The organism is Pseudomonas fluorescens, from assembly GCF_001307155.1.
In the GTDB taxonomy this organism is placed as follows: Bacteria; Pseudomonadota; Gammaproteobacteria; order Pseudomonadales; family Pseudomonadaceae; genus Aquipseudomonas; species Aquipseudomonas helvetica.
The window spans coordinates 5,375,834-5,397,966 of record NZ_CP012830.1 but is presented as its reverse complement, the minus strand read 5'-3'; the positions used below and the strand labels follow the sequence as shown (position 1 = coordinate 5,397,966).

The window sequence follows — 22,133 nt, the reverse complement described above, 5'->3', positions numbered from 1 at the left end:
TTGCGAGGTACGCCAGCCTCAATTCTTCAACGGCTTAAAGTTTTCTAAGGATAGAGTTTCGATGAGTGCCTTGCTTCAACATGCCCCAACCAACCAAAAGTTCTTGGATGATATTACTCGCTCCATAATTGAACTTGAAGACAGGATTAAGCGGCTCCCATTCTTTCAATCAGCAAAAACCGCGGGCACGCTGAACGCCCGAGAGAGCGGTGCATTTTTCACTCAAGCTATCCAGGCCATGGAAGAGGCGTATTCACGCGACCTGAACGCCTATTCAGCAATGCGCTGGATGTACTACTTTCGACGCACACCCAACGCTGTTTTCGCTGGGGATTTGGCTTCAACCGGCCCTAACGCGCGTGCATTAGCTGAGGTCTACGCAAACCGTAGCGTCAAGCTGGAGTCAGCAGCGTATGGCAGCAACGGTTTTGTCTTTCCTATCAACGAAAGCACACTGAGGCATATCGCACGCTTCATAGCCTTCATCACCATCATTTACGACTTACAGGTTGGATTCAAGTTAGCGAGCAAGGAATACAGCTTTACTTTCCGAACTGAACGCTCTCGCGGCCCCGGCAGGCTTAAAAAAGGTGCGCTCACCTTCAGACCGATGGCAAGCCCGGCACCGACAATACTTCCGTGTAGCGTTTCAGATCCGGTATTGGAGTCTGCGGTTCGGATTTATGACCAGCGCCATGATGCCCATGGCCGCACATTTCATGGCGCTGCCTTGAACCAGGCAGGCTTGGCTCATGATGATGCCGCTGACAACGTCGACGATGCGAACATGAACTTTGCACAAGCGTATTGGGGCCTGTTAAGCGACGAAATCGCATTTTCGCCACAAGAGTTCCTGAAGGGGCACCCACATGCCGCCGCTTACGGAAGCGAAGGAAAGGTTTTGATTCGGTTCTGCCCAAGCAACCTAGATCTCGCGAAAATCTTTGAACTGTACAGAACGCCAGCGCTGGAAAAACACGGCATTGAGCCCAATGCCTCGCTTTGCCTCTTGGTACTTTTGATCGCTGGACGCTGGCTGCAGAGAAACCGCTACTCGATCCTGAGGGCTATGGAGCTCGGCTATTTCATCATGCCTTTCAACGAGTGGAACATGCTCGGGGAGAACGTGTATGACGCCGTCTGCGATGAGGTACGTCAGCACCTGCCTCAGTTCGAGGCACCGGAAAGCTTCAAAGCATTCAATTCCAGCTGTTTGAGCTTTTTGGGAGAGGTTTGGCCTGCCGCTCATGGTGCTCCTGCCAGGAAAACGAATGACTACATGTGTATCGACATGTGGGCCGCCTCGATGGGATTCTTGGCGTGGTTCAACTTCCCAAAGGCACAAGGTAAAGTCGCCAACGAGCGGGCAACAAAATTCGAGGATGTCGTTCAGCAAACGATTGATCGAACCCGCTGGGCCGACAACGACACTCGCGAGCTGAGGCAACGGACGCTCAAAGTCGGCGGCCAAGCCGTGACCGATATAGATGCAATTGGATCGTTTGAAGGTACTCTCCTCCTCGTGTCCTGCAAAAGCATCCCGTACTCACGGGAGTACGATCAAGGAGTCCATAATGTTATCCGCAACGCTGCGTCGACCGTAAACAGCGGTGTGAACACCTGGGTAAACATCGTGAATCGGCTTTCAGAAAACCCCGCGGGTGACAACTTCGACTTCACCAATTACGAGAGAATCGTCGGTGTTGTTTGCACCCCCTTCGCAGTCTATACGAGCGATGAACAGTCACTCTCGACTTCTGTTGGCAAGCTGCGATGGGCGTGCTCACTGGATGAGTTGATCGCGTTCCTCGAGGACTAGCCCCTTAGGGAGTGGAGAGGTCTAATGGCGGGCACAGCAGTCCGCTTACGCTAAATACGTTCAACGCCTTTCCTTAACTTGTCCTGTATGGCATTGAAATGCGCACTCAATGAGCCTCCTTTGAGTTAAACCATTCGATCAAGAAAAGCACTTTCAAAGCATTTCGCAGCGCGTACATCAGCCACCCAGTGCCAGTCGCTCCACCAGATCAACCACATCCTTGCGCTCCTTCCCTTTCAATAAATGAAAACACTGCAGCAGATGCGCCGTCTCGTCATCCTCGCAGTAAAAATACGGCACCGGTAAATTCAGGACAGCAGCAATCTGCTTCACGATGCTTTCACCAGGCTGGTGAACGCCCTTTTCGTACTGAGACATCCTCGCAGAAGCTGTGGCCGGCTCAATGCCCGCCTCAATCCCCAAACGTTCCTGTGAAAAACCTCTTATCTTGCGTGCCTCTTTCAAGCGCTTGCCAAACGTACCCATTTTCTCATCGCCGAAAGGCTAAGAGATTCTTAGATTCGCTTTGACGACATACTAAGTATTACTTAGTATTTGGCAGAAATATCCTTTTGCCATCACTTCAAACGCGAGACAGGGATCAAAATGAAGGAAATGCAAATCGTAGACGGCCGGCTCGACGAGAAATCGCGAGGGTTTGGCGGCGACGTGGTCAGCTACCACTACTGGAAAATTGACGGCAAGAAGCACGAAAGGCTCGAGATCCCGGACGTTCTCGATGCGCACGTTAAGGCGGGTAACCGGATTCGAGCGACGTATCAGCCAGGCAAAGACAACGTCAATCGGATCTGGGCCATTCAGCTCGACGATGAACCTGTCCGTTCAGTTGTCGACATTCCCTTCATTGCCGTCTCCCTGGGAAGGCTCAGCATCCTGCCTCTGGCGGTCGCCATCTTTACGATTTTTGTTGCCTACGGCTTTTGGGAGAACAGCGCCAACCATCGGAGCTTTCATGGCTCGTCCTACCAGTTGAGCTGGATCGCGCTCAATTTGTTCGTCAGCTACCGCTACATGATTAAGCCAATGCTGATGATCAAGCGAGGCATCAACGCGTTTCGCGAATATTGCGCAAAGGCTCCGGCATCGACCTCGACCGCTAGCTAAAACCGAGCGGACGCCGGCAAGTCTCCCGAGAGTCAGAAAATGAATTACGTCGAGCTGATCCAACACCAAGCCGAGCAGGTCTTTGGCAACAAATCGAAAGCAGATGTCTGGCTGAATCAGCCCATCGTAGGGACTGATGAATACTCACGGTTACAAGCAGCTCACAGTGAAGCGGGATACAAACTGGTAAAGGCTGAACTAGAAAGACTCAGTCACGGGTTTGCCTGCTGATGCGTCCCCCTCCTCCAAGCCCAGGACTCAACATGATTGTTTTTGATCTCAACACAAACAATGCGGAAGCCCTTCTCCGGCACGTCGAAGAATTCAAGCCGAGCTCGGGCGACCGGCGCGCGAGAAGCGTTGCTGGAATTGAAAGAAGCTTTGGTGTCGCATCTGGAAGACGCCAGCACGCCAGCTGACCCAAAACCAGAGCGACAGATTTAGGTCGAAACAGGAGCTCAAGCACATCATCATCCTGGCGTGTGTATGAAGATCACGACCTCTCTCGAAGGGCAGCTTTGGCAATTGGCTGTGGCCACGCTCGGCGCGCAAGGCTTGGAGCAGTTGGTGGCTGAACTGCTAAAGAGTCATGTAAGGACTCGCGCGGTGAACGTGTATGGATTTCTACGCCTCGAATGGCTCGACCAAGAGGCATTAGAAGCCCTGCGCAAGGGCCAGCGCCGGGCAGGAGCAGAGCTAGCGTTTTCCGGGGATGACCCGAGTAAAGTCGCGATACTTCACTGTCACTCCGGTCATCTGCTGCGAGGCATCGTCCAAACTTTGCCGCCGGAAGTACTGCCAGAGGACGTGCTTGAATGGCGTATGCAACTCGATATTGGGTTGTGATTTCATCCCGTAGCTCCTTGCGAGCTGAAGTGCGCTTCGGCGAAGTTCATTGAACTGGCCTAATGATTTTGGACACCTCAAGACGAGTATCGGTAATCAAGATGAGGGAAATTTTGAACACAAAGGCCCCTCTCACCGCCCGCGAGGTCTACCAGGTACTGAAGGACGTCGCGCTAGGCACACGCATCATGAGAAGAACCAGCAGCCAGTCATTGTGCGAACTCTACAACGACCTCATGACTGTTGAGATCGATGGCTGGCGTCTCACGCTTTTCAATGACGGCGGCACCTTGGATTACTGCGAGGATTGCAGGTCTCCTGACGGTCGCATCGGGTCTCTTGAAGACTGGCAACGCTATGTCGAGCTTTTGAGTGGTTGGGAGCGTGAGCAGCTTGAGCGTCTACTGAACGCGCTCTGACTCTGTGCGACCATCAATATCAGCGACAAGATCCTACTAAATTCACCTACTGCTACGCTTTCCTTTTTCCATGGAGGAATCGCAATGCAAAACTCAGACCTGCTCCCTTCCCTACTATTCAAGATCAACGAAAACCAGCAAGCCCTTGAGGCTGCCATTATGGAACTGACACTCTGGGTCGAGCAGCGTGGATCGGGTGAGGTTGGAGGCAATGTGCGCGGTGCCCTGGACGCGATCAGAACCAATGAAGAGTTCATCAACATGACGCTCGCTGTGTTGATGGCACCGGAATAATTCACCCCCCTACGCCGAAAGATCTTGCTGACCTTGGGTCACTGAAAACGTGCGCTTGCTGATTGTGCTCCGAGCCTGCTGAGCAAAAGAAACCCTCGTCGTGGCCATCTCTGAGCGAAGCTCGCTAATTAGATTGGCAATGGCTCGGCTCGATGTGAGATTCGCCGTCGAGATACCAGTGACCAGCAATTCCACTTGACCAGAGGATGGCTCGAATACCTTGATCATCAGAGATCCGTCGGGGTTCACGGTGCAGCTACAAGACAGCGGCAGGAAGCCACATTCAATGGTGTGGCGGAGCTCCAGAATGGAAAGAATGATGGTCGGCCTTAGCATTATTTCTCTTTAGTTTTTTCTCCCAAAGAATGGTCGTCAAGCAGTGTGACAGCGCAAAATATGACCAGTTGTCGCATGTCTTCATGTTGGGCACAGGCATCAATAGGCAAAGTCATGCCCCAGCTCTTTCTGCATCCACTCCAAAAAGCGCCTGACCCGAGGGAAATTTGAATGAGCCCTAGGGAAAACTAGATGGTGTGCAGTGATAGAAGCGCTCAGCTCCGGCGCCACCTCAACCAATGCGCCTCTCGCAAGATAGTCCCGGGCCAGCAGCGTGCTTTCTAACGCAAAGCCAAGGCCGTGACTGGCAGCTTCCAGCGTCATATACGAGCGGTCGAAGCTTAGCGTGTAAGGTTGTTCGGGACGCGACAGACCATGTTGTGCGAACAACTGCGGCCACTTTATTAACGTGGCCTCCGACAGAATCAGATTACAGTCCAGCAAATCCGCAACTACCCGGATGGGGCGCTTGGCCAACAGTTTCGGGGAAGCCATCACCGCCATCTTTTCATTGCGTATCGTGCGCACTTCATAGCTAGGCCAATTGGGCATGCCATGGCGGATATCCACATCAATCTTGTCTCGACTGAAGTGCAGTGATTCATAGGAGCACGAGAGGTTGAGCTGGATATCGGGATGGCTCTGGCGAAACTGCTCCAAGCGCGGCATTAGCCACAGCAAACCGAAACTGGGCGACGAGTGCAACCGCAGGCAATCCAGGCTGACATCACTGGTAGCGCGCTCTGTGGCTACGGCGAGGCTATGCAGGATGCCGGAAACCTCGGTGAGATATTGCTCACCAACCGGCGTCAATGTGACGCCTCTGGCCGTTCTGAAAAACAGCTGTCTGCCGATCATTGCCTCTAGTTTGGCCAGCTGGTGACTAACCGCCGAGGGTGTCAGGTCGAGTAATTCAGCTGCGCGAGCGACATTGCCGAAGCGCGCCGTCTGTTCAAAGGCCTGAATGGCTTTCAGGGGTGGCAGTATCGGAGGTGCATCGCCGGGTGAACGCATGATTATTGTTATTCCGCTGCAAGTGACATAAGCCGGGCATCCAGCTATTCAAGCATTCGCTCACTGGGTTGGCGAGTGCTGAATTTTTTTCAGCAACCAGTGAAATTCGCGTTATTGCTCAAGGTCACCCTGGAGAACAAGCTGGGCCATCGATTCATTGCGGGTCGACCCAATAACAACAATCAGAGGTACCCTCCCATGCTTCTTCAAGGCAAAGTCGCGATCATCACAGGTGCCGCCTCCGCACGTGGAATTGGCCGCGCAACGGCGACTACCTTCGCGCAACAAGGCGCGCGTGTCGTGATCCTCGATCTGGATGAATCCGCCGCACGGGATGCCGCTGCTTCCCTGGGCGAAGGTCATTTGGGGATTGGGGCCAACGTCGCAGACGAATTGCAGGTTCGGCAGGCCGTAGCCAAAATCATCGAGCACTTTGGTCGTATCGACATCCTCATCAACAATGCCGGCATTACCCAGCCCCTCAAGACATTGGACATTCGCCCTTCCGATTACGACAAGGTACTGGACGTCAGCCTGCGCGGCACCTTGCTGATGTCGCAGGCGGTGATTCCGACCATGCGTCAACAGTCTTCAGGCAGCATTGTGTGCATGTCTTCCGTTTCGGCTCAGCGTGGTGGCGGCATTTTCGGTGGCCCTCATTACAGTGCCGCAAAAGCAGGTGTGCTGGGGCTGGCGAAAGCAATGGCACGGGAACTGGGGCCGGACAAGGTACGCGTCAACTCCATCGCCCCCGGTCTGATTCACACCGACATTACCGGTGGCCTGATGCAGGACGAACGCCGCCACGCGATCATCGATGGCATCCCACTAGGGCGTCTGGGTGAAGCCCAGGATGTGGCGAATGCCGCATTGTTTCTGGCCAGCGATCTCTCCTCATATTTGACTGGCATCACGCTGGATGTGAACGGCGGCATGCTGATTCACTGATTACACCTGGCGGGCCTCGCGGCCCGTGCGGATCTGGATCGACGATGCAGCCGGGCCTTTGGCCTGGCGGTCAATAAAAACAAGAGATCAGACCATCATGACAACCCTGTCGCTCGAAGCGGTTTCGACCGTGCGCTCTAACGCCTACCGGAAAACCGCATGGCGCCTGATGCCTTTTCTGATGCTGTGCTACCTATGCGCCTACCTCGATCGCGTCAACGTCGGCTTTGCCAAACTGCAAATGATGAACGATCTGGCGCTCAGCGAAACGGTCTACGGACTGGGTGCGGGCATGTTCTTCATTGGCTACTTCCTCTGCGAAGTCCCCAGCAACATCATCCTGCACAAGGTCGGTGCGCGGGTCTGGATCGCGCGCATCATGATCACCTGGGGCATCGTTTCTGCGTTGTTCGCCTTCGTTGAAACCGCCTGGCAATTCTATGCCCTGCGCTTCCTGCTGGGCATCGCCGAAGCCGGCCTGGCGCCGGGCTTGTTGCTCTATCTGACCTACTGGTTTCCCTCCTACCGACGTGCGCGCATGACCGTGCTGTGGTTTATCGCCATTCCGCTGTCAGGGATGGTCGGTGGCCCGCTCTCAGGCTGGATCATGAACCACTTCGCCGGGATGCATGGCTGGGCCGGCTGGCAGTGGATGTTTGTCCTGGAAGCCGTGCCGACCGTCCTTATTGGCCTGCTGGTACTGAGCTACCTCAAGGACGGCGTGCATCAGGCCAGCTGGCTGGATGATGACGAGAAAGCACTGATCAGCCGCGAACTGGCCGAGGACGACCAGCAGAAAGTCACCCATGCCTCGGTGGGTGAGTTCATCCGCGACCGTCGCCTGTGGTTGCTGGCCGGGATTTACTTCTGCGTGGTCATGGGCCAGTACGCCATCACCTTCTGGCTGCCGACCCTGGTGCGTAATGCGGGGGTTTCCAATCCATTGCACATCGGCTTTCTGAGCAGCCTGCCCTACCTCTGCGCAATTGCGGCCATGCTGTATGCCGGGCGCAGTGGTGACAAACATCGTGAACGTCGCTGGCACCTCATCGTACCGATGATCGCCGGTGCCATCGGGTTGAGCCTGGCCGCACTGATGGGTGGAAATGTACTGCTCTCGATTCTCAGTCTGTGCCTGGCCGCTTCCGGAATCCTGTCCGCGACGTCGATGTTCTGGATGCTGCCCACCACGCTGCTCGGTGGTGTGTCCGCCGCCGCAGGCATCGCCGCGGTCAACAGCTTCGCCAACCTCGCCGGCTTCTGCTCGCCCTATCTGATCGGCTGGGTCACCACTCAGACCGGCTCCAGCGCCATCGGCATGTACCTGATCACCGGCGTACTGCTGTTCGGCGCGACGTTGGTGCTGCGCATCCCCGCCGCCTCGGTCAATCGTTGATTCATTGGAGTTTCACCATGACTGCTCATCCTGCATTCACGTCATCCACGACGCTGGCGCAACGCACCCATAACATTCGCCGCCATGCCTTGCGCATGGGTCAGGTTCAGGGGCAAGGCTATGTTGGCCAGGCCCTCGGCGCTGCCGACCTGCTGGCCGTGTCCTACTTCCACGCCCTGAGTTACCGGCCCGAAGACCCGGAGTGGGAAGCCCGCGATCGCTTCTACCTGTCGATCGGGCACTACGCCATTGCCCTGTATGCGGCCCTGATCGAAGCCGAGATCATCCCGCTGGACGAACTGGAAACCTACGGCGCAGACGACAGCCGCCTGCCGATGTCGGGCATGGCCGCCTACACCCCGGGCATGGAGATCACCGGCGGATCGCTCGGCCAGGGCCTGGGTATCGCCGTCGGTGCCTGTCTGGGCCTCAAGCGCAAAGGCTCGACAGCCTTCGTCTACAACCTGCTGTCGGACGGCGAACTGAATGAAGGCTCGACATGGGAAGCCGTGATGTCGGCCTCGCATTGGAAGCTCGACAACCTGATCGCCATAGTCGACGTCAACAACCAGCAAGCCGATGGCTACTCCAGTGAAATCCTCTCCTTTGAACCGATCGTCGATCGCTGGCAGGCCTTTGGCTGGTTCACCCAACGGGTCGATGGCAATGATCTGGAAACACTGGTCGCCGCGTTCGATGCCGCACGCAACCATCCTGGCACGCAACCGCGAGTCATCATCTGCGATACCAAAATGGGTAAAGGTGTGCCCTTCCTGGAAACCCGGGAGAAGACGCACTTCATCCGCGTGGAAGAGCACGAATGGGATCTGGCACTGAGCAATCTTGAAGAAGGAAAAAAGCAATGAGCAACGCCATCCACAGTCCGACTTCGACTGGCGAGCCAGCCAAAAAGCGCCTGACCACCTCGGCAATGATCGCGTCGATTGCCTCTGAAGGCCAAGCCACCCGCTCAGCACCTTTTGGCCATGCATTAGCCGCGCTGGCGGATCAGCGCTCAGACATCGTGGGCATGTCCGCCGACTTGTCCAAGTACACCGATCTGCACATTTTCGCCAAGGCCCACCCGGATCGTTTCTATCAGATGGGCATGGCCGAACAGTTGCTCATGAGTGCTGCAGCAGGGATGGCACGTGAAGGTTTCGTGCCGTTCGCCACAACCTACGCCGTGTTCGCCTCGCGCCGTGCCTATGACTTCATTTGCATGGCGATTGCCGAGGAAAACCTCAACGTCAAAATCGTCTGCGGCCTGCCCGGCCTGACCACTGGCTACGGCCCAAGCCACCAGGCCACGGATGACCTGGCGATCTTCCGTGCCATGCCCAACCTGATGATTGTCGATCCGTGTGATGCACTGGAAATCGAACAGGCGGTGCCTGCTATCGCGGCGCATCAAGGGCCGGTCTACATGCGGCTGTTGCGCGGGAATGTGCCGCTGGTGCTGGATGAGTACGGCTACAAATTCGAGATCGGCAAGGCCAAAACCCTGCGCACCGGTAACGATGTGTTGATCATCTCCACCGGCTTGATGACGATGCGCGCACTGGAAGCGGCCAAAGAGCTACAAGCGGACGGAGTTGATGTCGCTGTACTGCACGTACCGACGATCAAACCACTGGATGAGCAAACCATTCTCGCTGAAGCGAGGAAGTCCGGTCGCTTGGTCGTTACCGCAGAAAACCACTCGATTATCGGTGGATTGGGTGAAGCCGTTGCAACGGTCTTGCTACGTAACGGCGTAACACCAACCTTCAGGCAAATCGCGTTGCCCGATGCTTTCCTGGATGCTGGCGCCTTACCTACGCTGCATGATCGTTACGGAATTTCGACTCAGGCAGTCTGCGCCCAGATCAAAGCATGGCTTTGATCTGGGCCTAAAGAGAAGAGCCTAAGCATCGGCTTAGCTGTCAAGAGCGATGAACAAGGGCGTCTCTCGACGCCCTGACTTGTTAAGCGGTCTTGATTACTAACATCTCCAATGCATCTTTGGTGAGATGCTCATAAGCTTGACCAGGCGGATTTAAGAGAGGCGAACCTCGAGGACATTGGGCAAAGCCACACCAAATTCTCCTACCGCTACTGAATTGTCACGCCCATTCCCTCCCCCTTCGCAACGCCCTCACTACACATACGATCAAGTCGGCTGTCGCGCCCCCCTTGCAAGCCTACCAACTAGATGGTAGATTCTATCGGATTCACATTTCCTCCCGTAAACCTACAGGGCGCCCCGCCCAGGTGAGTCCCCATGCAAGATTGGAAGCAAACTCGAAAAGACATCAGCGCCCGCCTAGTACAGCTGAATGGCCTGTCCCCAGAGACCATGAAAGGTATGGCTTCTCTAGGGAGCGCCGGCGCAAAAACAAACCACCTCGATGCTAAAACTCGTGAACTGATTTCGCTCGCCGTAGCGGTGACCACCCGCTGTGATGGCTGCATCGCTTTCCACGCTGCTGAGGCCAAAAAGCTTGGTGTAACTACTGAAGAGGTTGCTGAAGCATTGGGTGTAGCAATCAACATGAACGCCGGTGCTGCATTGGTTTACAGCACTCACGTTTTGGATGCATTCGACAAACCTTAATACAGGGCATTGCGGAAATATCAGAACTAACTGCTGCCATCCGCCCAGCCAACTGCGAGACTTTTCATGAATGAGCTTTTCACGCCCTACGGTCTGTGCGGAACGCTATTAGAAAACCGTGTCGTTTTAGCCCACATGACTCGCACTCGAACACTGGAAAAAAATTCAAATGAACTTATCGCTCTCTACTTCGCGTAGCAAGCGTCTGCCAGTCTGATCACAGAAGGACTGGAGGCCCGTGGCTATTTGTATACCCCGGGTACTTACACTGCGGAATAGGTTGAGGCTGGCGCCAAGTCAGTGATGCTGTATGAGGAATAGCGACATGAACAAGTCTTATGAGCAGTCCCTGAAAATCGATGCTCCCCGTGATGGCAGGTTGCGTCAACTGCGTAGCCTGTGCGGTTACGAAATAGGGGTAATCCCACTCCCGATTTTTCTCGGCATCGCCGTAATCGTATATCTCTCGGCACACTTGGGTTTTTTGCCTAATAACATGATCGGTGGCCTTGCCGTCATCATGACGATGGGCATGTTCTTCGGCCAACTGGGTTCGCGTCTTCCGATTCTGAAGGAAATCGGAGGAGGAGCCATTCTGTGCTTGATGCTGCCATCGATTCTGGTGTTCTACGGCTTCTTCGGGCCGGCCACGATTGACGCTACAAAAATGCTGATGAAAGAAGCCAACTTTTTGTACTTCGTGATTGCCAGCCTGGTAGTCGGCAGTATTCTCGGGATGAGCCGATTTATTTTGATTCAGGGCATGATGAGGATGTTCATACCTCTTCTCGTCGGAACCCTGGCTGCCGTGGCAAGCGGACTCATTGTGGGAAAACTCGTCGGCTATAGTTTCTACCACACCTTCTTCTTTATCATTGTTCCCATTATTGGCGGGGGCATTGGTGAGGGAATCCTGCCTTTATCGCTTGCTTACTCAGCTATTCTCGGCGGTACGCCGGATATCTACGTTGCTAAATTGGTGCCTGCCGCTGTAGTCGGCAACATCGCGGCGATTATCTGTGCCGGCTACTTGGCCCGGCTGGCGCTAAAACGCCCGCATCTCAATGGCGAGGGTTCATTGATCCGTGCCAAAGACGAGAATGATAAATTCCAAGCCAGGGAAGATAACGGCTCGACTATCGATTTCAGAGTGATAGGTGCAGGCATTCTGGTCATCTGTGCATTCTTCGTCCTTGGCGGCCTGCTTGAAAAAATCTTGGGGGTTCCTGGCCCTGTCCTGATGATCTTGGCCGCTGTACTTTTTAAGTACATTCGCGTTCTGCCGGAAAAACTGGAGAAAGGCACAAACGCTTTCTACAAGCTGATTTCTTCCGCCTTCATTTGGCCGGTAATGATCGGCTTGGGCATGTTGTATGTCCCTCTCGATAGCGTCGTAAAAGTCTTTTCTATCAGTTATGTCCTAGTCTGCGTATCCGTCGTTGCCTCAATGGCCATCGCAGGTTTTTTCATTGGCAACCTGATGAAAATGTACCCCATCGAATCAGCCATCGTGACCTGCTGCCACAGCGGCCTTGGCGGTACCGGGGATGTTGCGATCCTCTCAGCCTCCAATCGTATGTCGCTCATGCCATTCGCTCAGATCTCCACCCGCCTCGGCGGCGCTTCGACGGTGATCATTGCTAGTATTCTTTTGCGTATTTTTGCTTGATGCCGAGTGCAGGACACTCATCATCAACCCCTCAATAAACCCAATGGTTTTCACTTTCTAGTGAACACCATCTGAGGTCAGATTTCGTCTGCCCTTGGTGCTGGATTGCTAAACGGCGCTTTAAAGCAGCCCTTGAGCAGTTTGAGCACAAACATCTGGTAGAGATAAAGCTGCGGGCCTACAGGCTCGCACCAGGCCAGGTATCAGAGCCGTTCAAGGAAAATTCATGATGAGCAAACAAAAGATAACGTTCCGAAACGCCCAGGGTATAAGCCTGTCAGGTCTGCTTGAGACGCCGGAGGCGCCCAAAGCCTATGCATTGTTCGCCCATTGCTTCACCTGTGGGAAGGATATTAAAGCTGCCGCGAGAATTGCTAAGGCGCTAGTCGACAATAATATCGCTGTACTGCGATTTGATTTCACAGGTCTAGGCAGCAGTGAAGGAGACTTCTCCAACAGCAATTTTTCCTCCAACGTTGCCGACTTGGTAGCGGCGGCGGAGTTTTTGCGTGATACATACCAGGCTCCATCCATCTTGATTGGCCATAGTTTGGGCGGAGCCGCAGTCATAGCAGCGGCGAAGTACATCCCAGAGGCAAAAGGCGTGGTGACAATAGGTGCCCCCGCTGACGCGACCCATGTTCTGAAGCAGTTCAAAGGTCACGTAGAAGCGATCAGAGACATTGGTGAATATAAAGTAATGCTGGCAGGAAGAGAGTTTACTATAAAAAGGCAGTTTCTCGACGATATTGAAACCCAACAGCAGGATACAAATATCGCTAACCTACGACGCGCATTGCTTATTTTTCATTCCCCAGCAGACAGCGTTGTATCAATAGAGCAAGCCCAGAAAATTTACCTAACAGCTAAACACCCCAAGAGCTTCATTTCACTCGACTCGGCTGACCACTTGCTTACTAATAGTCAGGATGCGGATTATGTTGCGTCATGCATTACTGCCTGGAGCTCTAGGTATCTGTAACCCTAGGCATTGCTTCCCGGCGAAAATGCCATAGCACTTTGGGGGTCATTTTCATATGGCATCAGCACTTGGCCGGAGCGAGCTGGATATCGTGATAAGTATTCCCTGTAAGAAAATCTGACTTTCCGACATCGATAACAGTTGGCACACTTAATGAACTTACCAACACAAATCCGGCTGGCCTTGGTCGATGATCACACCTTAGTGCGCGATGGGATCAGAGCTCTACTATCCGTCATTCCGACTGTGACCGTGGTTGGTGAGGCTGAAAATGGTGCGGATGCTATGGTGATGGTTGAGCACTGCAATCCTGATCTTCTATTGGTCGACATCAACCTTCCCGACATAAACGGTCTTGAGCTGACGCGAAAAATACGTGACAGGTTCCCCACCCTGAAGGTGCTCGTGCTCAGCATGTATGATAGTAAAGAGTATGTAAGTGAATCCCTACGCTACGGTGCGAGTGGCTATGTATTGAAAAACGCCCCCTCAAGAGAGATTGTCGCTGCGATTGAAGCAATTAAAAACGGAGGTACCTTCTACAGTGCTGAAATCGCACAAAAGCTGCTTCTTGATGATGGTATTATCAACGAGCTAACGCCCCGGGAAAGCCAAGTTTTATATAAAATGACTCAAGGACTTAACAACAAGGAAATGGCACGAGAGCTGAACATCAGCGTCAGGACTGTAGAAACCCATCGCTTTAGCATTCGACGCAAACTCAATATCGACAAACCTGCTGCGTTGGTAAAGTATGCAATAGACCATGGAATAATTCCGAGATAGGGAATTTAGCCAGTGGTCGTGGCGTGTCATTCATTTCATGTTTATAACAGTGCCCCCATCGGAACTGTATCGCCCATCCGCGACAGAAGTTTCCTAACGTGCCCACAAGATGTGGGCGTCATAGTCAGCGCGCCATTGCACACCTACCAATCGAATGGTAGATTATGATCACCCTCTAGAAATTACTAAGCAAAACTATAGAGCCTGTGCTCGATGAGTTGCAGACTTCCTACGACAGTCCGGCACGCTATTAACCAACCGCTCTTATGCTGGGTGCCTGCCGAGGAGATTGAAAATGCCCTACGATTTTGACCTTTACGTGATAGGTGCCGGTTCTGGAGGCGTGCGGGCTGCGCGTTTCTCCGCCGGTTTTGGCGCGAAAGTGGCTGTGGCCGAAAGCCGCTATCTGGGCGGTACATGTGTGAACGTTGGCTGCGTGCCGAAAAAGTTGCTGGTCTACGGCGCGCACTTCGCCGAAGACTTCGGACAGTCGCAAGGTTTTGGCTGGACGCCGGGCGAGGCGAAGTTTGACTGGGCGACGCTGATTGCCAATAAGGATCGCGAGATCAATCGACTGAACGGCATCTATCGCGATCTACTGGTCAACAGCGGTGTCACCTTGCATGAGGGCCACGCCAAGATCGTCGACCCGCACACGGTCGAGATCAATGGCGAGCGCTACACCGCCAAAAATATCCTGATTGCTACCGGTGGCTGGCCGCAGATCCCGGAGATCCCCGGGCACGAGCACGCGATCAGTTCCAACCAGGCGTTTTTCCTCAACAAGCTACCCAAACGCGTTCTCGTGGTCGGTGGTGGTTACATTGCTGTGGAGTTTGCGGGCATCTTCCACGGTTTGGGCAGCGAAACCACGCTGCTGTACCGAGGTGATCTCTTCCTACGAGGCTTCGATGGTTCGGTACGTAAACACCTTCAGGAGGAGCTGACTAAACGTGGCATGAATCTGCAATTCAACTCCGATATCGAACGAATCGATAAACAAGCTGACGGAAGCCTAACGGCTACCCTCAAGGATGGTCGTCAACTTGAGGCTGACTGCATTTTCTACGCTACTGGCCGACGTCCTATGCTCGACAACCTGGGATTAGAAAACACTGGCGTCACACTCGACAGGAAAGGTTTTGTCGAGGTCGATGAAATGTATCAAACCGCTGAACCGTCGATCCTGGCCCTGGGCGATGTGATTGGTCGGGTGCAGCTCACTCCGGTCGCACTTGCCGAAGGCATGGCTGTGGCACGTCGATTATTCAAGCCCGAGCAATACCGCCCGGTGGACTACAAGCTGATCCCGACCGCCGTGTTCAGCTTGCCGAACATCGGCACTGTCGGGTTGACCGAGGAAGAGGCGCGGGAGGCCGGACACGAAGTGGTGATCTTTGAAAGCAATTTCCGGCCGATGAAATTCTCGCTGACCGAATGCCAAGAACGTACGTTGATGAAGCTAGTGGTAGACGCCAAAACAGACAAAATCTTGGGATGCCACATGGTCGGCCCTGAGGCCGGCGAGATCGTGCAAGGTTTGGCGATAGCGCTGAAATCTGGTGCGACGAAGCGTCATTTTGACGAAACAATTGCTGTTCATCCGACGTCCGCTGAAGAATTCGTCACTATGCGTACGCCGGTCGCGGGTTAGTCACTCTTGCGCTTTAACATGCGTCTGGCTCTGTCGGAACGACAGCTGCGAGACGCACGCTTTCACGTTTCTATAAGGAACGCGCCCTACTATTTGTTGGGTGATGGATTACGACTAGAAGACCCCATGGTGCTCCTATCATAACCTTCCATAGAGTAGGGTCAAAATCATACACCGCGCCATGATTGGTTATTTTTTTTATCAAAAACATAATTTATAGAAGTATTTTCTAATTTATCAATAATTCCTGCAAAAAACGGAAAATTTTTCGTAATGGAATGCCCTATATTTTATTGAAGCCCATGTGTCGTAGATAGCTACTGATGAGCGGCACAACAAGCTTTTTCCAAGTCATGGGACGTCAAAACAATTAGCAACTGAGAGGTGATCATGGAACAAATACCACTGTTTATTGGCGGTGTGTGGCGTAACACGCATCCCGATGAATCGATCCCCGTAATCAATCCGGCAACTGAAGAGCAGATCGGACTCATTGCGAAAGCTAGCTTGGCTGATATTGAAGATGCGGCGATCGCAGCGGAAAAAGGTTTCGCCACTTGGAAGCAGGTATCTGCACTCGAGCGCGCAACGATTATGCACAAAGCCGCGAGTTTGATTCGTGAGCGAGCGGAAAACATTGCCCTTATCCTCACCACTGAGCATGGCAAGCCTTTGGGGGAAGCGATGGGTGAAGTTGCCGCAACCGCAGACACCATCGATTGGCACGCAGAAGAAGGCAGACGCGCATATGGGCGTGTCATTCCGTCTCGCGCATTAGGCGTTCATCAATTCACCGTGATGGAGCCCATTGGGCCTGTAGTGGGATTCGCCCCATGGAATTTTCCACTCATTCAAGCGGTAAAAAAAGTCGCCGGCGCGCTTGCCGCTGGCTGCTCGATAATTTTGAAGGGCGCAACAGAGGCACCTACGTGTGCAGTAGAGCTAGTGAAGGCGTTCGCTGACGCTGGCGTTTCTCCTGGAGCCGTCAACCTGCTATTTGGCGACTCGGGCCAAATTTCTGAGCATTTAATTGCCCATCCCTCTATCCGGAAAGTTACCTTCACCGGGTCTACGCCAGTAGGTAAAAAGCTTGCGAGCCTCGCGGGGCTCCACATGAAAAGATCCACGATGGAGCTGGGTGGCCACGCGCCTGTGATCGTAATGGATGACGCGGACATCGCCACCGCCGTTAAGATTTCTGTCGCCGCTAAATACCGCAATGCGGGCCAGGTTTGTGTCTCCCCTACTCGCTTCCTCGTTCACTCGAAAGTCTTCGACGAGTTCGTTAGCCGTTTCGTGGAAGGCGCACGCGCCGTCATGGTGGGTGATGGTCTTGATCCCAACGTAACAATGGGCCCAATGGCGCATGCTGGCCGGCTCAAGGCGACAGAGGAACTCGTGGCGGACGCGGTATCGCATGGAGCGAAGCTGGAAACCGGCGGAAATCGAATAGGCCACAAGGGCTACTTCTTCGAACCAACAGTTCTGACGAATGTACCGGTAACCGCCCGCGCCATGATTGACGAGCCCTTCGGGCCCATCGCATTGATCAACTCTTTCGACGACATCGATGAAGCCATCAAGGAGGCGAACAGACTGCCATATGGTCTCTCTGCATACGCCTATACCCGATCACTGAGCTCTGCAAATAAGCTGTTTAACGGAATCGAGTCTGGCGCCATCTCAATTAACCATCACAGCGTTGCACTACCCGAGCACCCGTTTGGCGGCGTAAAAGATTCCGGATACGGAACCGAAGGAGGCCCTGGCGCACTGGATGCTTTCATGACCACAAAGTTCGTTTCGCTCGCGAGCGTTCTTTAGCGTTCGGCGAACGTTTTTTCAGTTCGCTATCGAGCATTGCTGCATTCAGGAAATAACGCGTCGCTAACTATTGGAACTCATATGCTTACTCCGAACATTATCGAGCGTCTTGTCGGCGCAAACGAAAACTCTCCCCTCGCGTTGGCCATTGCTGAGCGGGCAGAAATTATGGCGCTGAGTCAAGCGAGCCATGATGCAGTGATCATTCCGAAAGATCCTGGTGGGCTGTCACATGCAGAACGTGCAGCCCTTGCTGAACGAATCGCTCGGTTAAGCAACTCCGAAGAACTGGCGGATCACTACCATGCTTGTCTTGAGACAGCAGGTGGCGAAGAGGGCCTTTATGTTGCCGCCAATCCTCAGCAGTCCGCTTACGGGGATGAACGCTTTATGGCGATCATCCGATTCACGGATCTGGTCACTCAAAAGCCGCGAGAAGCTACAAAGCAAGATATCGATACGTTAAAGGCCGCTGGGGTTTCAGAACCGGACATCGTAAGGCTCACTGAAGTCCTCGCTTTCGTGAACTACCAGCTCCGGGTCGTAGCAGGATTCAAAATTGCAGGAGAAATGAAATGAGCCAGGTCGTGCATAATTTCACCGTATCGGTGCCTCATTGGTCGCCGTACATCAAGCCTGTTGAGTTAGAAAGCGCGAGCCAAGAGCAGCTTGATGCGATGAAAGTGACTCCATCGAGCAAAAAAATCTCGGAGTATGTGCTCACTCTCGCCCATGACCCCGAATCGCTCGCGGTGCGATCCCCTTTGTTCAACGCCATTATGTATGGCCGCGCCGGCTTGCCCCCAGCTGAGCGTGAACTTGGGGCGATTGGTTCTTCAATTGTTAATCGATGCGTCTACTGCGCTGCAGTACACGGCGCCCGATACAATCAGCTGACCAAAAGTACAGAGCTGGTCGCAAAAATCTTTGCAGACGAAACCGAAGCACAATTGGATGATCGCTCTCAGGCGTTGTTTGACTTTGCGGTTGAGTTGGCCAAGTCACCCCCAATGCTGAATACACGGCATGCCGATGCCTTGAAAGAACTCGGCTTTGACACGCTTGGGGTTGTCGACCTCGTGCTGGCCACAGCCATCTTTGGTTGGGCAAACCGCCTGATGCATGTTTTAGGTGAACCCGTAAAAATCTGATCAGACGCTCCATTGAAGTGATATCAAAATAGCGGGCAGCCCCAAACTGCCCGTTCATCAAAATGACCGTTTTCGATAGCAGCATTCCGCATCCTCAGACTTCCCCCCCTACTCGTATCTCGAAGCGAAATCGACGCTGCCGGCCAGGCCTTGGAATATCCCTATCAGACGTGCTACACAGTCTGTCGCAATACTTCGCTGCCCCTGAGCAACCGAATTGCAATGCAGCGCCAAGTAAGGTCTCACCTCTTTCCGAGCAAGCATTGCGTGGCAACTAACGGACATACAATGACCCGACCTCTCACCGTCAGTGCCACTTGGCTTGTAGGCGTCATCGAGGAACTGACTCGGCAAGGTATCGAGCCTTCCCGTTTGGGTGCTCCCTGGACTCAACAGTGGGACGACGTGGCGCCTACGCGGCAGCTGCAACTCGTGCAAGTGAGGAGGCTTTGGCAGCGCGCGATGCAACTTTCCCAGGATCCGCTGCTCGGCTTGAAGGTTGGCTTAGCACTGCCACTGCAATCGATGAACGTCGTAGCACTGGTGTTGATGCACAGTAGCTCATTGCGCTACGCGCTCGCTCATACGGTCAGGCTGCAGCAGTTAGTTAGCAACTCTGGTCGTTTTTCAGTTGAACCTGTTTCCAACAATGGTGTTCAGCTGGTTTACCACGTAACACCCAGCCCGGTTGCCATGCATCCGGCCCAGATAGATTCGCTGTTTGCCGCGTACATGCGCCTTCTCTATAACTGTATGCCGACTGATCGAAGGCCAACCAGAATTGAGCTACCTGGTACTGACGCGTGTTTAGCCGACCGCTATCAAGTCTATTTCGAATGTCCGATCATTCTCGGAGTCGAGCACGCTCGTGTTGTATTTGGCGCTGAACTGCTGGACTCACCCTGGCAGGCTGCTGATCCAACATTGCTTCGCATCGTACTCGGTCGCGCGGAGACGATGCTTAAAACCCAGGGTCGCTCCGACACGCTCGTTGATTACGTGACAGCAGCCATTGCAGCACAGGGATTCTCGGAAGCAAATTGCGACAGCGTAGCGCGCTCGCTGGATCTCAGCAGGCGTACTCTTCAGCGTCGATTGGCTGAGCGCGGTTCATCCTTCCGCCAATTACTGGAAGCGGTACGTATGAGCGAGGCATTGGAAGGCCTGGCTGATCCCAATCTGCCGCTTGTGATGCTGGCAGAACGGCTGGGCTATGCAGAGCCCAGCGCTTTTTCGCATGCTGTGCGAGGTCATTTCGGTAAAGCACCTAGTGCGCTGCGCCAAGAATTAGCAAGCAGCTTCTCTGCAGGAGGAAAGGCCCTTGCAATCACCAGCAACGAGAGTTCCGACAACCAAAATACGGCTTGTGCAGCCGATTCGACCCGGTGCGATCTTGAGGGCTAAAGCTCTCGGAAAAGATCACGCTCAAGAACTGCACTCGCCGCGACCAGCCCACTGACCATCGCGCCACTGACTCCGGCAGCGGTCACATCCTGTCCACCGAAAAACAGACCTTTAACGGGGCCATGCGCACGCATCCAGCGCTGTGCAAAACGAAGTGGCGTTTGCTCATATCCCATGAAATTGCCGTGACTACGATTTAGAAAGTGATTGAAAGTAAGAGGTGTAGCCAACTCGGCATGAGCAATACGTCCGCCGATTTGAGGATAATGTTTTAAGGCCACGGCCAAGAGGTCTTCTCTAAGGCTTGCTGTCATGTCCTCGTACTCTGCACCTCGGTGCTTCCACTTCGTGCCAGTGAAACGCTCGAACACCGACCAATCTGTCAGGCCGCAGACGTCCATCGTGCTCTGCTTAGGGTGACGGTCGGCCCAACTCGGATCCCGCAGTGATGGATGGGCAATGAAATGAAGGGGCATGGGCTGTCCCTCTGGATCAGCTTTGTACCGAGCGAGATTCGCTGGTAGATCGTTGCTTGGGTGCACCCAAATATTGGCTGGATGAATGTTCAGATCTGCGTTTGCGATGTCGATTCCAAGGTTAAGCACAGCAAAACATTGAGTTGTACCAATGCTCTTAGTCACCTCGCCCAATGGCTGCGCCAGTTCTGGATTTGCATGAGCCAGCAGCGGTACGGTCTGAGAAATACCAATCGCACTGACGACTCTGTCCGCGAGAATTTGGCTTCCGTCAGCGGTTTTTACACCTACCACGCAACCATCACACATCTCGATGCTCACAACCTCAGCCGTAACAAGGCAAGCTCCTCCTGCAGCGCGTACAGTGTCGGCCATTGCTGTGGCGATGCGTTGCGAACCGCCAACGGGGTAGCTCGCACCATCGATGTAATGGCTGAAAACCATGGCATGGATCGCAAAAGAGGCCTCTGCAGGGGAATTGCAGTAGTCGCCGTAGTTCCCACACCAGACTGCCTTAAGGTCAGCGTTGTCAGTCAATTCGTCCAAAACATCCTGCACTGTGCGCTGTGCAAGTGGCATGAATGCAGTCTGAGCCTTGGTGAACGCTGCCTCAGACGCTGAACGTGGCAACGCCCGCTCTCCGAAGAAGCATTTCGCAGCCCGGCTTGCTTCACCCACTAGCTCTACGTAACGATCGATCGCGCGCGCATCCTTCGGAAAGTAGTCCTTGAGTCGATCCTTGTAGGCTTCTGCACCAGCCATATGATCGTAGCTATTGGCACCTACGATAATCCGATTGTAGTTTTCGGGCATGGGCGCCCATTCAAGTTGACCACCTGAGACTTTGTCGAAAAGGCGATAGAGGCCACTCGTTTTGCGGTGTACCTCGCCCATATAGTGCAGGCCTACGTCCCACTCGAAGCCCTGGCGTTTGAAGGATTGCAAACAACCACCCAACACCGCGTGGCGTTCGAGCACCAAAACGCGCTGTCCTTCGAGCGCCAACAATGCGGCTGTGCTTAGGCCGCCTGCGCCAGAACCTATGACAATCGTGTCGAACCTGCTGTCTAGCTCGCCACGAGCCAACGCGCGCTTAAAACTCAGATCGTAATCGCTCATCGTTCGTTCCTTCCCTGCCCTTTCCGGGATTTTTATTGATCACTGCTGCGCAATCGCTACGCCGCCTGGCTGAGTGTGGGTACGTGGGGAATCGGCGTGAATGGCACCACACGCCAAAGATTTGTTTCGACGCGACAATTTAAATGGTGGGAACACCAACCGCCCAAGGTATTGGCATCCCAAATCAATTCTCTGTCGCACGGTAGCAACGACAGCAGAGGACTGGCATCGGAGAATCCCTCCACGGTCTTCCTGTGATTTATTTATAAAAACGA

General features: G+C 53.8%; 25 protein-coding genes and 1 pseudogene. 22 read left to right on the top strand and 4 right to left on the bottom strand.

What is annotated here, in order from left to right; genetic code table 11:
• Positions 1-61: 61 nt before the first annotated feature.
• Positions 62-1,819 (top strand): hypothetical protein, encoded by a 1,758-nt coding sequence (locus AO353_RS24565; protein WP_054597288.1) that lies wholly within the window; start codon positions 62-64, stop codon positions 1,817-1,819.
• 177 nt (positions 1,820-1,996) lie between these two features.
• Here AO353_RS24565 and AO353_RS24560 read toward each other — a convergent pair whose 3' ends face one another.
• Complete coding sequence (locus tag AO353_RS24560) at positions 1,997-2,305, bottom strand: helix-turn-helix domain-containing protein (protein ID WP_028941133.1); 309 nt, start codon at positions 2,303-2,305, stop codon at positions 1,997-1,999.
• A gap of 120 nt (positions 2,306-2,425) precedes the next feature.
• Here AO353_RS24560 and AO353_RS24555 point away from each other — a divergent pair, with 120 nt between their 5' ends.
• The 6 genes from AO353_RS24555 (at position 2,426) to AO353_RS24535 (ending at position 4,503) form a co-directional block, all read left to right on the top strand.
• A complete protein-coding gene (locus AO353_RS24555) occupies positions 2,426-2,944 on the top strand; it encodes a hypothetical protein (protein ID WP_054597287.1) in 519 nt (172 codons plus the stop codon).
• A gap of 39 nt (positions 2,945-2,983) precedes the next feature.
• A complete protein-coding gene (locus AO353_RS24550) occupies positions 2,984-3,175 on the top strand; it encodes an antitoxin Xre/MbcA/ParS toxin-binding domain-containing protein (protein WP_054597286.1) in 192 nt (63 codons plus the stop codon).
• 32 nt (positions 3,176-3,207) lie between these two features.
• Complete coding sequence (locus tag AO353_RS30950; RefSeq protein ID WP_237142924.1) at positions 3,208-3,363, top strand: hypothetical protein; 156 nt, start codon at positions 3,208-3,210, stop codon at positions 3,361-3,363.
• A gap of 67 nt (positions 3,364-3,430) precedes the next feature.
• Positions 3,431-3,790: a hypothetical protein gene (locus tag AO353_RS24545; RefSeq protein WP_054597285.1), complete on the top strand. Its 360-nt coding sequence runs from the start codon at positions 3,431-3,433 to the stop codon at positions 3,788-3,790.
• Between the two features lie 101 nt (positions 3,791-3,891).
• Positions 3,892-4,209 carry a DUF7693 family protein gene (locus AO353_RS24540; RefSeq protein WP_054598326.1) on the top strand — a complete coding sequence of 106 codons (318 nt, stop codon included), beginning with the start codon at positions 3,892-3,894 and terminating at the stop codon, positions 4,207-4,209.
• An 84-nt stretch (positions 4,210-4,293) separates the two neighbouring features.
• Positions 4,294-4,503, top strand: coding sequence for a hypothetical protein (locus AO353_RS24535; RefSeq protein ID WP_054597284.1), 210 nt, complete (start codon positions 4,294-4,296; stop codon positions 4,501-4,503).
• A 9-nt stretch (positions 4,504-4,512) separates the two neighbouring features.
• On the opposite strand, the gene AO353_RS24530 is transcribed toward AO353_RS24535, so the two are convergent.
• Positions 4,513-4,839: a DUF1652 domain-containing protein gene (locus AO353_RS24530; protein ID WP_219731351.1), complete on the bottom strand. Its 327-nt coding sequence runs from the start codon at positions 4,837-4,839 to the stop codon at positions 4,513-4,515.
• 99 nt (positions 4,840-4,938) lie between these two features.
• A complete protein-coding gene (locus tag AO353_RS24525) occupies positions 4,939-5,853 on the bottom strand; it encodes a LysR substrate-binding domain-containing protein (protein ID WP_019579140.1) in 915 nt (304 codons plus the stop codon).
• A gap of 198 nt (positions 5,854-6,051) precedes the next feature.
• On the opposite strand from AO353_RS24525, the gene AO353_RS24520 reads away from it, so the two are divergent.
• The 15 genes and pseudogenes from AO353_RS24520 to AO353_RS24460 all read left to right on the top strand — a co-directional run bounded on the left by AO353_RS24520 (position 6,052) and on the right by AO353_RS24460 (position 20,263).
• The gene (locus AO353_RS24520) at positions 6,052-6,801 is read left to right on the top strand and encodes an SDR family NAD(P)-dependent oxidoreductase (protein ID WP_054598325.1); all 750 of its coding nucleotides are present in this window, start codon (positions 6,052-6,054) and stop codon (positions 6,799-6,801) included.
• Positions 6,802-6,898: 97 nt separating this feature from the next.
• Positions 6,899-8,197 carry an MFS transporter gene (locus tag AO353_RS24515; RefSeq protein ID WP_019579142.1) on the top strand — a complete coding sequence of 433 codons (1,299 nt, stop codon included), beginning with the start codon at positions 6,899-6,901 and terminating at the stop codon, positions 8,195-8,197.
• 17 nt (positions 8,198-8,214) lie between these two features.
• Positions 8,215-9,063 carry a transketolase gene (locus AO353_RS24510; RefSeq protein ID WP_054597283.1) on the top strand — a complete coding sequence of 283 codons (849 nt, stop codon included), beginning with the start codon at positions 8,215-8,217 and terminating at the stop codon, positions 9,061-9,063.
• Positions 9,060-10,082, top strand: coding sequence for a transketolase family protein (locus tag AO353_RS24505; RefSeq protein ID WP_028941118.1), 1,023 nt, complete (start codon positions 9,060-9,062; stop codon positions 10,080-10,082). Before AO353_RS24510 ends, AO353_RS24505 begins: the two co-directional genes overlap by 4 nt.
• Before the next feature lie 378 nt (positions 10,083-10,460).
• Positions 10,461-10,793: a carboxymuconolactone decarboxylase family protein gene (locus AO353_RS24500; protein ID WP_008015705.1), complete on the top strand. Its 333-nt coding sequence runs from the start codon at positions 10,461-10,463 to the stop codon at positions 10,791-10,793.
• A gap of 66 nt (positions 10,794-10,859) precedes the next feature.
• Positions 10,860-11,060 (top strand): annotated as a pseudogene (locus tag AO353_RS31710) (alkene reductase); the annotation flags it as partial.
• Positions 11,061-11,118: 58 nt separating this feature from the next.
• Positions 11,119-12,462 (top strand): 2-hydroxycarboxylate transporter family protein, encoded by a 1,344-nt coding sequence (locus tag AO353_RS24495; protein WP_054597282.1) that lies wholly within the window; start codon positions 11,119-11,121, stop codon positions 12,460-12,462.
• A gap of 71 nt (positions 12,463-12,533) precedes the next feature.
• Positions 12,534-12,692: a DsbA family protein gene (locus AO353_RS30160; RefSeq protein WP_081013878.1), complete on the top strand. Its 159-nt coding sequence runs from the start codon at positions 12,534-12,536 to the stop codon at positions 12,690-12,692.
• A complete protein-coding gene (locus AO353_RS24490; RefSeq protein WP_052037635.1) occupies positions 12,692-13,444 on the top strand; it encodes an alpha/beta hydrolase family protein in 753 nt (250 codons plus the stop codon). The genes AO353_RS30160 and AO353_RS24490 overlap by 1 nt, the downstream gene beginning before the upstream one ends.
• Before the next feature lie 153 nt (positions 13,445-13,597).
• Positions 13,598-14,230, top strand: coding sequence for a response regulator (locus AO353_RS24485; protein ID WP_054597281.1), 633 nt, complete (start codon positions 13,598-13,600; stop codon positions 14,228-14,230).
• A 295-nt stretch (positions 14,231-14,525) separates the two neighbouring features.
• Positions 14,526-15,884, top strand: a complete 1,359-nt coding sequence (gene gorA / locus AO353_RS24480; RefSeq protein WP_054597280.1) for a glutathione-disulfide reductase — start codon at positions 14,526-14,528, stop codon at positions 15,882-15,884.
• A 390-nt stretch (positions 15,885-16,274) separates the two neighbouring features.
• On the top strand, positions 16,275-17,708 hold the full coding sequence (locus AO353_RS24475) for an NAD-dependent succinate-semialdehyde dehydrogenase (protein ID WP_019579150.1): 1,434 nt from the start codon (positions 16,275-16,277) through the stop codon (positions 17,706-17,708).
• An 81-nt stretch (positions 17,709-17,789) separates the two neighbouring features.
• A complete protein-coding gene (locus AO353_RS24470; protein WP_054597279.1) occupies positions 17,790-18,287 on the top strand; it encodes a CMD domain-containing protein in 498 nt (165 codons plus the stop codon).
• Complete coding sequence (locus tag AO353_RS24465) at positions 18,284-18,859, top strand: peroxidase-related enzyme (RefSeq protein WP_008015715.1); 576 nt, start codon at positions 18,284-18,286, stop codon at positions 18,857-18,859. The genes AO353_RS24470 and AO353_RS24465 overlap by 4 nt, the downstream gene beginning before the upstream one ends.
• Positions 18,860-19,147: 288 nt before the next feature.
• Complete coding sequence (locus AO353_RS24460; protein ID WP_054597278.1) at positions 19,148-20,263, top strand: AraC family transcriptional regulator; 1,116 nt, start codon at positions 19,148-19,150, stop codon at positions 20,261-20,263.
• Here AO353_RS24460 and AO353_RS24455 read toward each other — a convergent pair.
• Positions 20,260-21,858, bottom strand: coding sequence for a phytoene desaturase family protein (locus AO353_RS24455; protein WP_054597277.1), 1,599 nt, complete (start codon positions 21,856-21,858; stop codon positions 20,260-20,262). The genes AO353_RS24460 and AO353_RS24455 overlap by 4 nt on opposite strands.
• Between the last annotated feature and the right edge of the window lie 275 nt (positions 21,859-22,133).

Excerpts from the sequence above, each read along its gene's own strand:
- AO353_RS24545 (WP_054597285.1), top strand. The coding sequence starts at position 3,431 with ATGAAGATCACGACCTCTCTCGAAGGGCAGCTTTGGCAATTGGCTGTG.
- AO353_RS24490 (WP_052037635.1), top strand. The coding sequence starts at position 12,692 with ATGAGCAAACAAAAGATAACGTTCCGAAACGCCCAGGGTATAAGCCTG.
- AO353_RS24460 (WP_054597278.1), top strand. The coding sequence starts at position 19,148 with ATGACCCGACCTCTCACCGTCAGTGCCACTTGGCTTGTAGGCGTCATC.
- AO353_RS24500 (WP_008015705.1), top strand. The coding sequence starts at position 10,461 with ATGCAAGATTGGAAGCAAACTCGAAAAGACATCAGCGCCCGCCTAGTA.
- AO353_RS24515 (WP_019579142.1), top strand. The coding sequence starts at position 6,899 with ATGACAACCCTGTCGCTCGAAGCGGTTTCGACCGTGCGCTCTAACGCC.
- AO353_RS24540 (WP_054598326.1), top strand. The coding sequence starts at position 3,892 with ATGAGGGAAATTTTGAACACAAAGGCCCCTCTCACCGCCCGCGAGGTC.
- AO353_RS24535 (WP_054597284.1), top strand. The coding sequence starts at position 4,294 with ATGCAAAACTCAGACCTGCTCCCTTCCCTACTATTCAAGATCAACGAA.
- AO353_RS24470 (WP_054597279.1), top strand. The coding sequence starts at position 17,790 with ATGCTTACTCCGAACATTATCGAGCGTCTTGTCGGCGCAAACGAAAAC.
- gorA (WP_054597280.1), top strand. The coding sequence starts at position 14,526 with ATGCCCTACGATTTTGACCTTTACGTGATAGGTGCCGGTTCTGGAGGC.
- AO353_RS24530 (WP_219731351.1), bottom strand. The coding sequence starts at position 4,839 with ATGCTAAGGCCGACCATCATTCTTTCCATTCTGGAGCTCCGCCACACC.
- AO353_RS24550 (WP_054597286.1), top strand. The coding sequence starts at position 2,984 with ATGAATTACGTCGAGCTGATCCAACACCAAGCCGAGCAGGTCTTTGGC.
- AO353_RS24520 (WP_054598325.1), top strand. The coding sequence starts at position 6,052 with ATGCTTCTTCAAGGCAAAGTCGCGATCATCACAGGTGCCGCCTCCGCA.
- AO353_RS24465 (WP_008015715.1), top strand. The coding sequence starts at position 18,284 with ATGAGCCAGGTCGTGCATAATTTCACCGTATCGGTGCCTCATTGGTCG.
- AO353_RS24525 (WP_019579140.1), bottom strand. The coding sequence starts at position 5,853 with ATGCGTTCACCCGGCGATGCACCTCCGATACTGCCACCCCTGAAAGCC.
- AO353_RS24475 (WP_019579150.1), top strand. The coding sequence starts at position 16,275 with ATGGAACAAATACCACTGTTTATTGGCGGTGTGTGGCGTAACACGCAT.
- AO353_RS24495 (WP_054597282.1), top strand. The coding sequence starts at position 11,119 with ATGAACAAGTCTTATGAGCAGTCCCTGAAAATCGATGCTCCCCGTGAT.
- AO353_RS24455 (WP_054597277.1), bottom strand. The coding sequence starts at position 21,858 with ATGAGCGATTACGATCTGAGTTTTAAGCGCGCGTTGGCTCGTGGCGAG.
- AO353_RS24555 (WP_054597287.1), top strand. The coding sequence starts at position 2,426 with ATGAAGGAAATGCAAATCGTAGACGGCCGGCTCGACGAGAAATCGCGA.
- AO353_RS24565 (WP_054597288.1), top strand. The coding sequence starts at position 62 with ATGAGTGCCTTGCTTCAACATGCCCCAACCAACCAAAAGTTCTTGGAT.
- AO353_RS24510 (WP_054597283.1), top strand. The coding sequence starts at position 8,215 with ATGACTGCTCATCCTGCATTCACGTCATCCACGACGCTGGCGCAACGC.
- AO353_RS30950 (WP_237142924.1), top strand. The coding sequence starts at position 3,208 with ATGATTGTTTTTGATCTCAACACAAACAATGCGGAAGCCCTTCTCCGG.
- AO353_RS24485 (WP_054597281.1), top strand. The coding sequence starts at position 13,598 with ATGAACTTACCAACACAAATCCGGCTGGCCTTGGTCGATGATCACACC.
- AO353_RS24505 (WP_028941118.1), top strand. The coding sequence starts at position 9,060 with ATGAGCAACGCCATCCACAGTCCGACTTCGACTGGCGAGCCAGCCAAA.
- AO353_RS24560 (WP_028941133.1), bottom strand. The coding sequence starts at position 2,305 with ATGGGTACGTTTGGCAAGCGCTTGAAAGAGGCACGCAAGATAAGAGGT.